The sequence below is a fragment of the Stagnihabitans tardus genome, assembly GCF_009925085.1.
GTDB lineage: Bacteria > Pseudomonadota > Alphaproteobacteria > Rhodobacterales > Rhodobacteraceae > Stagnihabitans > Stagnihabitans tardus.
This window is the reverse complement of record NZ_JAABNR010000025.1, coordinates 36,789-45,478: the sequence shown is the minus strand read 5'-3', so window position 1 is coordinate 45,478 and position 8,690 is coordinate 36,789. Positions and strand designations below refer to the sequence as shown.

At 64.9% G+C, this 8,690-nt stretch carries 7 protein-coding genes and 1 pseudogene; all 8 read right to left on the bottom strand.

Annotated elements, in window-relative coordinates; translation table 11 throughout:
• Positions 1-329 (bottom strand): annotated as a pseudogene (locus GV832_RS22130) (hypothetical protein); the annotation flags it as partial.
• Between the two features lie 20 nt (positions 330-349).
• On the bottom strand, positions 350-1,645 hold the full coding sequence (locus GV832_RS18480) for a CorA family divalent cation transporter (RefSeq protein WP_168776364.1): 1,296 nt from the start codon (positions 1,643-1,645) through the stop codon (positions 350-352).
• 75 nt (positions 1,646-1,720) lie between these two features.
• On the bottom strand, positions 1,721-2,986 hold the full coding sequence (locus GV832_RS18475; RefSeq protein ID WP_168776363.1) for a D-amino acid dehydrogenase: 1,266 nt from the start codon (positions 2,984-2,986) through the stop codon (positions 1,721-1,723).
• A 151-nt stretch (positions 2,987-3,137) separates the two neighbouring features.
• Complete coding sequence (locus GV832_RS18470) at positions 3,138-3,950, bottom strand: glycosyltransferase family 2 protein (RefSeq protein WP_168776362.1); 813 nt, start codon at positions 3,948-3,950, stop codon at positions 3,138-3,140.
• Positions 3,947-4,984 carry a glycosyltransferase gene (locus tag GV832_RS18465; protein WP_168776361.1) on the bottom strand — a complete coding sequence of 346 codons (1,038 nt, stop codon included), beginning with the start codon at positions 4,982-4,984 and terminating at the stop codon, positions 3,947-3,949. Before GV832_RS18465 ends, GV832_RS18470 begins: the two co-directional genes overlap by 4 nt.
• A gap of 1 nt (position 4,985) precedes the next feature.
• The gene (locus GV832_RS18460; protein WP_168776360.1) at positions 4,986-5,696 is read right to left on the bottom strand and encodes an FkbM family methyltransferase; all 711 of its coding nucleotides are present in this window, start codon (positions 5,694-5,696) and stop codon (positions 4,986-4,988) included.
• On the bottom strand, positions 5,693-6,403 hold the full coding sequence (locus tag GV832_RS18455) for a class I SAM-dependent methyltransferase (protein WP_168776359.1): 711 nt from the start codon (positions 6,401-6,403) through the stop codon (positions 5,693-5,695). The genes GV832_RS18460 and GV832_RS18455 overlap by 4 nt, the downstream gene beginning before the upstream one ends.
• 115 nt (positions 6,404-6,518) lie before the next feature.
• Positions 6,519-8,657: a polyribonucleotide nucleotidyltransferase gene (pnp, locus tag GV832_RS18450; protein WP_168776358.1), complete on the bottom strand. Its 2,139-nt coding sequence runs from the start codon at positions 8,655-8,657 to the stop codon at positions 6,519-6,521.
• Positions 8,658-8,690: the final 33 nt, after the last annotated feature.

Sequence of the window (8,690 nt, the reverse complement as noted above, 5' to 3'; positions counted from 1 at the left end):
GCCAGCGCTCGATCTTGCGCCGCTCGGAGACGGAAAGATGGGAAAACCGGATCTTCATTCTCAGCTCCTTGTCTGGTCCCAAACATCAAGGAACCATGAAAAGTCGCATTCCAGAATAGCGCGCACCCGCAATAGAAAGGGCTCTGCGCCCGCAGCGGGGCGCCGAAACAGGGCAGGGCCTCGCGTCCGAAGATGGGGGCGGCGAGGTGGGCCACAAGGCTCAGGGCGACATAGGCTGCAAGGAAGGCCAGCATCCGGCGGCGAAACACCAGCGCCAGGGCCCAGGCCAGGCCGCCCACCTGCGTCAGGGCTGTGAGCGCGAGGATCACCAGCCCATGACGCAAAGCCCTCACTTCTGGCCCCGCTTGATCCGGTCGGCCCGGCGCACGACGCGATAGGTCAGGAAGCCGATGGCCGCCGTCCCCACCAGGAAGGCGCCGTAAGAGATCGGCCAGGGGATCCCCGCCGTCATCATCGAGAACTCCGACATCCCCCCCATCCCCGCCAGCACGTTCATCGGCAGGAAGACCACGCTCAGCATGGTCAACTGGGTCACGCGGCGGTTCTGGTTGATGTTGATGAAACCGATGGTCGCATCCATCAGGAAGTTGATTTTGTCGAACAGGAACGCCGTGTGGCTGTTCAGGCTGTCGATATTCCTCAGCACCTGCTTGGCGGATTGGATATGCTCATCCTCCAGCACCTTGGCCTGCATCAGGAAGACGATGGCCCTTTGCGTGTCCATGATGTTGCTGCGGATGCGGCCGTTGAGGTCCTCTTCCTCGGCGATATCGGCCAGGACGCTTGCGGCCTCCTCGTCGGTCATCGTCTCGGAGAGGACATGCTTCCCGACGCGGCTCAGGGTCTTGTAGATATCCTCCAGGCTGTCGGCCGAATATTCGACGTCCGAGCCATAGAGGCTGAGAAGCAGGTCGAAGCAATCCTCGGCATAGCCCGGCACCGTCTCGGCCCTGCGGCGCTGCAGGCGGAAGACCGGCAGGTCCTCGTTGCGCAGGGAAAACAGGATCTTCTGGTGCAAGAGGAAGCTCACCGGGATCGAGCGGCTCTTGCCGCCCCGGTCCAGCAGGAAGTTCGAGTGCAAGGCCAGGGCGCCGTTTTCCTCGACATGGAAGCGGTTGGCGACCTCGAGGTCCACCTCGTCGCCCGGGTCCGGCAGCTCCAGCTTGTAGAACTCGCCGATATAGGCGCGCTGGGCGGGGGAGGCGTTCAGAAGGTCGACCCAGATCGGGCGGCGGCCTTCCAGGTCCTTGCGGCTCTTGATCGGCGTCGGCTTGATCCGGCCCCCGATGATCTCGAAGACCGAGACCTTGGTTTCGGTCAGACGCGGTCCCGCCACATCCTCCAGCCGGTCGCGGAGTTCATCCGAGACCTCCCAGAGCACATCGGTGGACCGCCCCGCAGGCACGCGCGGCCAAAGCTGGGCGGCCTCGTCCGGTGTCAGGCTTTCAAAGATCTCGACGATGTCGGCGACCGCCAGCTTGGCCAGGAAATTCTCGATTTCCGCATGTTGCTGCTTTTCGGTGACCGTATCCAGCGCGGGCGTATGGGCCCCGGCCTGGGCCCGCGTCAGGCCCTCGACCAGCTTTTGCTTGCGGAGGAGTTCGCGCACGGAATCCAGATACATCGCCCCACCTCGCCTGCGCCTTGCCCGAGGTTGAACAGGGCGACGGGCGCCCTGTCAAGCCATTCCGTCAGGCGCTCAGGCGGCTCTCCGGCCATAGCGCGACAGGCCGAGGTCAGAGCTGTCGATTTCCGGGGCGCGGCCCGAGATCAGGTCGGCCAGCACCCGGCCCGAACCCGCCGCCATGGTCCAGCCGAGGGTTCCGTGGCCGGTGTTCAGCCAGAGGTTCGACAGGGGCGTGGCGCCCACGACCGGCGTGCCATCGGGCGTCATCGGGCGCAGGCCCGACCAGTAGCTCACCCGGCTTTGGTCGCCCGCCCCGCCAAAGAGGTCCTCGACCGAATGGGTCAGGGTCTCTTGCCGCCGCGCCTCCAAGGTGTTGTTGAAGCCCGAGATTTCCGCCATGCCGCCCACCCGGATGCGGTCGCCAAGCCGCGTGATGGCGATCTTGAACGTCTCGTCCATGACGGTCGAGACCGGGGCGCGGGTCTCGTCCTGGATCGGGATGGTGATGGAATAGCCCTTCACCGGATAGACCGGCAGGCGCATCCCCAGGGGCTTGACCATGGCCGGAGAGTAGGAGCCCATGGCCAGCACGAAGGCATCGGCCTCGACGCGGCCTTGGGAGGTATGGACCGAGGCGATCCGCCCGCCCTCGCGGTTCAGGCCGAAGATCTGGACGCCGTAGCGGAACGTCACACCCGCCGCCGCTGCCATCTCGGCCAGGCGGTTGGTGTATTTGAAGCAGTCGCCCGTCTCGTCGCCCGGCAGACGCAGGCCGCCTGCGATCTTGTGCAGGCTGGAGGCGAGGCCGGGCTCGGCGGCGACGCATTGCGCAGGGGTCAGGACCTCGAAGGGGACGCCGTCGGCCTTGAGGACCTTGATGTCCTTCTCGGCCGCATCGACCTGCTTTTGCGTGCGGAAGAGCTGCAGGGTTCCTTGGGTGCGCTCGTCATAGGAAATCCCCGTGCTGCTGCGCAGGTCGCGCAGGCAGTCGCGGGAATATTCCGCCAGCCGGACCATGCGCGACTTGTTCACCGCATAGGCCGAGGCGGTGCAGTTGCCCAGCATCCGGATGATCCAGTCGATCCGGGCGATGTCGATTTTGGCCTCCAGGATCAGGGGGGCATGGCGCATGAAGAGCCATTTCAGCGCCTTCATCGGGATGCCGGGGCCGGCCCAGGGGCTGGCATAGCCGGGCGAAATCTCGCCGGCATTGGCGAAAGAGGTCTCCAGCGCCGGGCCTGATTGCCGGTCGATCACGGTCACCTCGTGCCCGGCCTGCGCCAGGTACCAGGCCGAGGTCACGCCGATCACACCGGCTCCGAGGATGACGATACGCATTTGGGGCTCCTGTTCGCAGTTGCGGGCAGGATAGGGCAGGCGAGCTGACGCTTTGTTGCGATTTCTGCGGCATCCTGGAGGTATGACGCAACTTTGTCCGGCATCGTGGCGTGCATGCGCGAAATTTGTGCGCAAGCTGCGCGAATCGCGGTCAATACCTGTCGAGCTTCGAGAAGTCGGGCTCCACCGGCGGGACGGCCTGGATCGCCTCATGCTCCCAGCGTTTGGCCTCGGTCATGAAGGCATAGGTCGCCCCCAGCATCGCCCGAATGAACCCCGCCCAACCACAGCGCCAAAGGCCGTTGTGGAAATACAGCCGCAGGAAATAGATCCAGGGAGAGACCGCCATCTTCCAGGGCTGCGCGCGCTTTCCTTGGGTCACCTTCATCTGCGCCTTGAGGCTGGAGTATTTGTTTTCCTTCAGGAATTGCTCATGCAGATGGATGGGGCGGAAGTGCAAGAGCCCGCCACGCGGCGCGTTCTTGACCTCTCCGGTGACGTAAAGACCCTCGTGGACCTTGTCCTTGGGGTCGAAATGCCCCGCGCCATTGCGGATGATGCGCAGGTTCATCCGCTCTTTCGCCTGGGGCGGCGCATAGCCGAAACCGTCGAGATAGGGGTAACGCGTGATCCGCCAGCCCGCGACATCCTGGGTGATGAGGCCGGGCAGGTCCTGGGCGATCAGGGGCGACAGGCGTTCGTCGCTGTCGATCGACAGGCACCAGGGTTGCGTGCACTGCTCCAGCGCGAATTGCTTTTGGCCGCCATAGCCGCGCCAGGCCTCGCGGAAAAGCTTGATCGGGAAGCCCTCGGCGGTCAGGCGGTCGAGGATGTCGAAGGTCTCATCGGTGGAGCCTGAGTCCACCACCACGATCTCGGCGCACATGTGAAGGGAGCGGATGCAGGGCTCGATGAAGCGCTCTTCGTCCTGGCAGATGATGAAGGCAGAGATGGGGAGCGTCATGGCATCTCTCCGGCAAAGACCTTCATATAGTCGCGGCAGATCGCTTCTTCGGAAAACATCTCGTCCAGTCGGGCGCGGGCATTTGCCGCGTAAACCTGCGCCTGGGCGGGGTCGTTGCGCAGCCGGGTCAGGGCCTCGGCAATCGCCGCATCGTCGTCGATGGGGGTCATGAGGCCGTCGATGCCGTCGCGCATGAACCAGGCGGGCCCCTCGCAGCGGGTGGAGACCGAGGGCACGCCCGCCGCCCAGGCCTCCAGGAGGATATTCCCCAGCGGCTCATGGCGCGAGGGCAGGAGGAAGGCATCGGCGGCGGCGATATGGTGGATCGGGTTGTCGACCCAACCGACAAAGCGCAGGCGGTCGGTGACCTGCAATTCCTCCGCCAGCGCCTCAAGCTCCGGGCGCAGCCGCCCTTCACCGATCAGCCAGAGCCAGGCCCCCGGCATCCGGGCCAGCGCCCGGATCGCCATGTCCATGGCCTTGCGCGGCTGGAAACGGCCCCCGGCGGCGATCAGGAAGACGCCCTCGGGCGTGTCATGGGCGGCTCGCGGCACGGGGTTCGGCGGGGTCAGCGGGGTGAAGTTGGAAATCGTCAGAGCGGGCTTGGTCCAGCCGAGGTCGCGGCAGGTCTGGGCGATACCCGGGACATTGCCAACGAGGATGTCCAGGTTGTCGAAGTGCTTGAGGTTCTGGGGAAAATCCCCCATCCGGTTCAGCTTGACCACCCCCGGCCAGCGATGCACCAACCGCCCGGCGCGCGGCATCCAGCTCATTACCGCATGGGGCTTCCAGTCCCGCACCCAACGACTGGCCTGCCAATGCAGGACCGGAGTCATCGGTGACAACCGCGAGAAGTTGTTGCGGATCACCGGGCCGAGCTCTGCAATCTGCGCATCCCAGGACCGCCCCTTGCGGATGATGAAGCGCTGCTGCACCCCGCGCCGGTCCAAGGCCTGGGCGAGCTTGACGAAGAACCTCTCGGCCCCGCCCTCCTTGCCGAAGTGGAAATGGATGACGCGCAGCGGGTCGGCCATCTCAACCCGCCCGGCTGAGACGCAGGTTCTTGTGGATGCGGCCCGTCACCTTGAAGCCGCGCGCCTGAAGGCCCGCCACCATGGCCGCCGTCTCGGCCTCTCCCACGATATGGGGATGGGTCTCGACGATGATCTCGCGCAGGCGCCCGACACCCTCGCAGGCCAAAAGCGCCAGCTCCGCGCCCTCGACGTCGATCACCAGGACGGTGGCTTGTTCGGCCTCCAGCACGGCATCCAGCGCCTCGCTTTCGACCGTCACCTTCTCGGCCTCCAGCCCCCGGTCATAGACCGAAGAGGAGACGATGTTCTCATTCCGGTAAAAGCTGATGGGCGCCCCATCCACCGTGACGGCCCGCAAGCGCAGGCGCGGCTCCATCCCGTTCAGCGCGAAATTGGCGCGGATCGCGGGCTCCAGGCTGGCATTGGCCTCGAAGGACAGGACATTGCCCGCCCCCGCCAGCCGGTTGCACAAGAGGCTGACGACGCCGACCCCGGTGCCGATCTCGACCACGCGGTCACCCTTGCGGATCGCGTCGGCGACCATCTGCCGCTCGGGCGCCTCGTAGCTGCCCTTGACCAGCGCGGTCACGACCGAGCGCGGGATCAGCGCCGGATCGCAGGTCACGGTCAGCCCATCGACCCGCGTCGTCTTGCGGCCCAGAAGCCGGTGCAGCCCCAGCTTCAGCCCGCGGAACGGAGATTTGCCCGTCATTCCTGCCCCTTCCATCCGGTCATGAACCAGCCCGGAGAGGTGCCGCTGATGCTGTCGCCGCGCCGTCCCGACATGCGGTCGCCCTTGAGCATCAGCTTGGCGAAGAGGATGTCGAAGAGCATGGCCAGGTGCATCCGCGCCCTTGGGAAGGCACCGTGCATCCCCGGCACAACGGCGCGGGTCGATCCACGACCCCAGACCAGCGGCATCAGCTCCATCTTGGCAAAGCCGGTGCGGCGGAAGGTTTCCTGCCACCAGCTGGGCGTTGCGCGGAAGTAATCGTCGGGGTGGCCATGGATGCGGAACATGAAGGGGACGATGACATGGACCGCGCCGCCGGGCTTGACCACGCGGTAAAGCTCTTGCAGCACGGGGACGGCGTCGTAGATATGCTCCAGCGTGTTGAAGCAGATGACGGCGTCATAGCTGTTGTCGGCCAAGGGCAGGGGCTGGCCGGGTTCGACCAGGTGCGTGGGCTCGATGCCGGGGTCGATGTTGACCGATTCCACGGTCAGACCGGGCGGCAAAAGCCGCAGATACTTGGCCTTCTTGCCGCCGCCCATGTCCAGGACCTTGCCCGCGATGGACAGCGTGGAAAGGTGCTCATACTCCAGCATCCGCAGCACGGATTGACCCTTGTAGGCGCGGGTGATGTTCCACCAGCGGGCCAGGGTCGGTTTCGGCGGGGGCGTGTACGTATAATCCAACTTCCGTCCTGGCTTTGCGGGCAATTGACCTCTTCTAGCCGCAACACCCCTTGCGTCAACCATGAAAAAGCCCCCGCCGGTGAGGGCGGGGGCCTGGGGTCGCGCCGAAAGGGGCTTAGCCCTCGGCCGATTCCTTCTCGGGGGTGATTTCCAGCCCGGTTTCCTGGTCGACCATCTTCATGCCGAGGCGGACCTTGCCACGCTCGTCGAAGCCCAGGAGCTTGACCTTGACCTCTTGGCCTTCCTTCAGGATCTCGTTCGGGTGGTTCAGACGCTTGCCCGCGATCTGGCTGACGTGCACCAGGCCGTCCCGCTTGCCGAAGAAGTTCACGAAGGCGCCGAAATCGACCAGTTTCACCACTTTGCCGGTGTAGATATGGCCTTCTTCGGGCTCTGCCACGATCGAATAGATCATGTCATAGGCGCGCTTGATCGCGGCCGCATCCGAAGAGGCGATCTTGATCGTGCCGTCGTCGTTGATGTCGACCTTGGCGCCGGAGGTTTCCACAATCTCGCGGATGACCTTGCCGCCCGAGCCGATCACTTCACGGATCTTGTCGGTCGGGATGGTCATGGTCTCGATCTTGGGGGCATAGGCCGAGAACTTGGCCGGGCCGGTGATCGACTTGGCCATCTCGCCCAGGATGTGCAGGCGGCCATCCTTGGCCTGGGCCAGGGCCTGGGCCATGATCTCGGGCGTGATGCCCGCGACCTTGATGTCCATCTGCATCGTGGTGATGCCGGTGGCGGTGCCGGCAACCTTGAAGTCCATGTCGCCGAGGTGATCCTCGTCGCCGAGGATATCGGTCAGCACGGCCCATTTGCCGTCGTCTTCCAGGATCAGACCCATGGCGACGCCAGCAACCGCAGCCTTCAGCGGCACGCCCGCATCCAGCATGGCCAGGGCCGAGCCGCAGACGGTGGCCATGGACGACGAACCGTTCGACTCGGTGATTTCCGAGACCAGACGGACCGTATAGGGGAAGTCGGTCGCCGCCGGCAGAACCGCCTGCAGCGCGCGCCAGGCGAGCTTGCCATGGCCGATTTCACGACGACCCGGCGAGCCCACGCGGCCCACTTCGCCGACCGAATAGGGCGGGAAGTTGTAGTGCAGGAGGAAGTTCGACCGATAGTTGCCGTTCAGCGCGTCGATGATCTGCTCATCCTCGCCGGTGCCGAGCGTCGCCACGCAAAGCGACTGGGTTTCGCCACGGGTGAACAGGGCCGAACCATGGGTGCGCGGCAGGATGCCGGTTTCCACGTTGATCGGACGCACGGTCTTGTTGTCACGCCCGTCGATGCGCGCGCCACCGTTGATGATGTCACCGCGCAGGATCGAGCTTTCCAGCTTCTTGATCGCGGAACCGAGGTTGATGTCAGCCTGCTCCTCTTCGGAAAGGCTGGCCACGATGGCCTTGGCCGCGGCCGAGATCGCATTGGTGCGCTCTTGCTTGTCGCGGATCGCGAAAGCGGCGCGCATCTGGGCCTCACCGGCGGCCTTCACCTTGGCATAGAGCGCCGAGATATCGGGGGGCGTGAAGTCGAAGGGCTCTTTGGCCGAGGTTTCGGCCAGCGAGATGATCAGGTCGATCACCGGCTGCATGGCGTCATGGCCGAATTTGACCGCGCCCAGCATTTCCTCTTCGGTCAGCTCATAGGCCTCGGATTCCACCATCATCACGGCGTCTTTCGTGCCGGCGATGACCAGGTCCAGACGCTGCTCTGCGTTGTTGCGCAGCTGCGTCATGTCGTCCATGGCGGGGTTCAGCACGTATTGGCCATTCGCGAAGCCCACGCGCGCGGCGCCGATCGGGCCCATGAAGGGCACGCCCGAAATGGTCAGGGCGGCGGAGGCCGCGATCATCGCCACCACGTCCGGGTCATTGACCAGGTCGCAGGAGAGCACGGTCGCCATGACGAGCACTTCGTTCTTGAAGCCCTCGACGAAGAGCGGACGGCAGGGACGGTCGATCAGGCGGGAGACCAGGGTCTCCTTTTCGGACGGACGCGCCTCGCGCTTGAAGAAGCCGCCGGGGATCTTGCCGGCCGCATAGTATTTCTCTTGGTAATGCACGGTCAGCGGGAAGAAGTCCTGGCCCGGCTTCGCGGATTTCGCGAAGGTCACGTTGGCCATGACGGAGGTCTCACCCAGGGTCGCGATCACCGACCCATCGGCCTGACGCGCAACCTTGCCGGTTTCCAGGGTGAGCGTTTCGTTGCCCCACTGGATCGATTTCTTGGTTTCGTTGAACATATATCGTTTCCTCGGAAGGGCCGGCCCCTGCCG

Excerpts from the sequence above, each read along its gene's own strand:
- GV832_RS18480 (WP_168776364.1), bottom strand. The coding sequence starts at position 1,645 with ATGTATCTGGATTCCGTGCGCGAACTCCTCCGCAAGCAAAAGCTGGTC.
- GV832_RS18475 (WP_168776363.1), bottom strand. The coding sequence starts at position 2,986 with ATGCGTATCGTCATCCTCGGAGCCGGTGTGATCGGCGTGACCTCGGCC.
- GV832_RS18470 (WP_168776362.1), bottom strand. The coding sequence starts at position 3,950 with ATGACGCTCCCCATCTCTGCCTTCATCATCTGCCAGGACGAAGAGCGC.
- GV832_RS18465 (WP_168776361.1), bottom strand. The coding sequence starts at position 4,984 with ATGGCCGACCCGCTGCGCGTCATCCATTTCCACTTCGGCAAGGAGGGC.
- GV832_RS18460 (WP_168776360.1), bottom strand. The coding sequence starts at position 5,696 with ATGACGGGCAAATCTCCGTTCCGCGGGCTGAAGCTGGGGCTGCACCGG.
- pnp (WP_168776358.1), bottom strand. The coding sequence starts at position 8,657 with ATGTTCAACGAAACCAAGAAATCGATCCAGTGGGGCAACGAAACGCTC.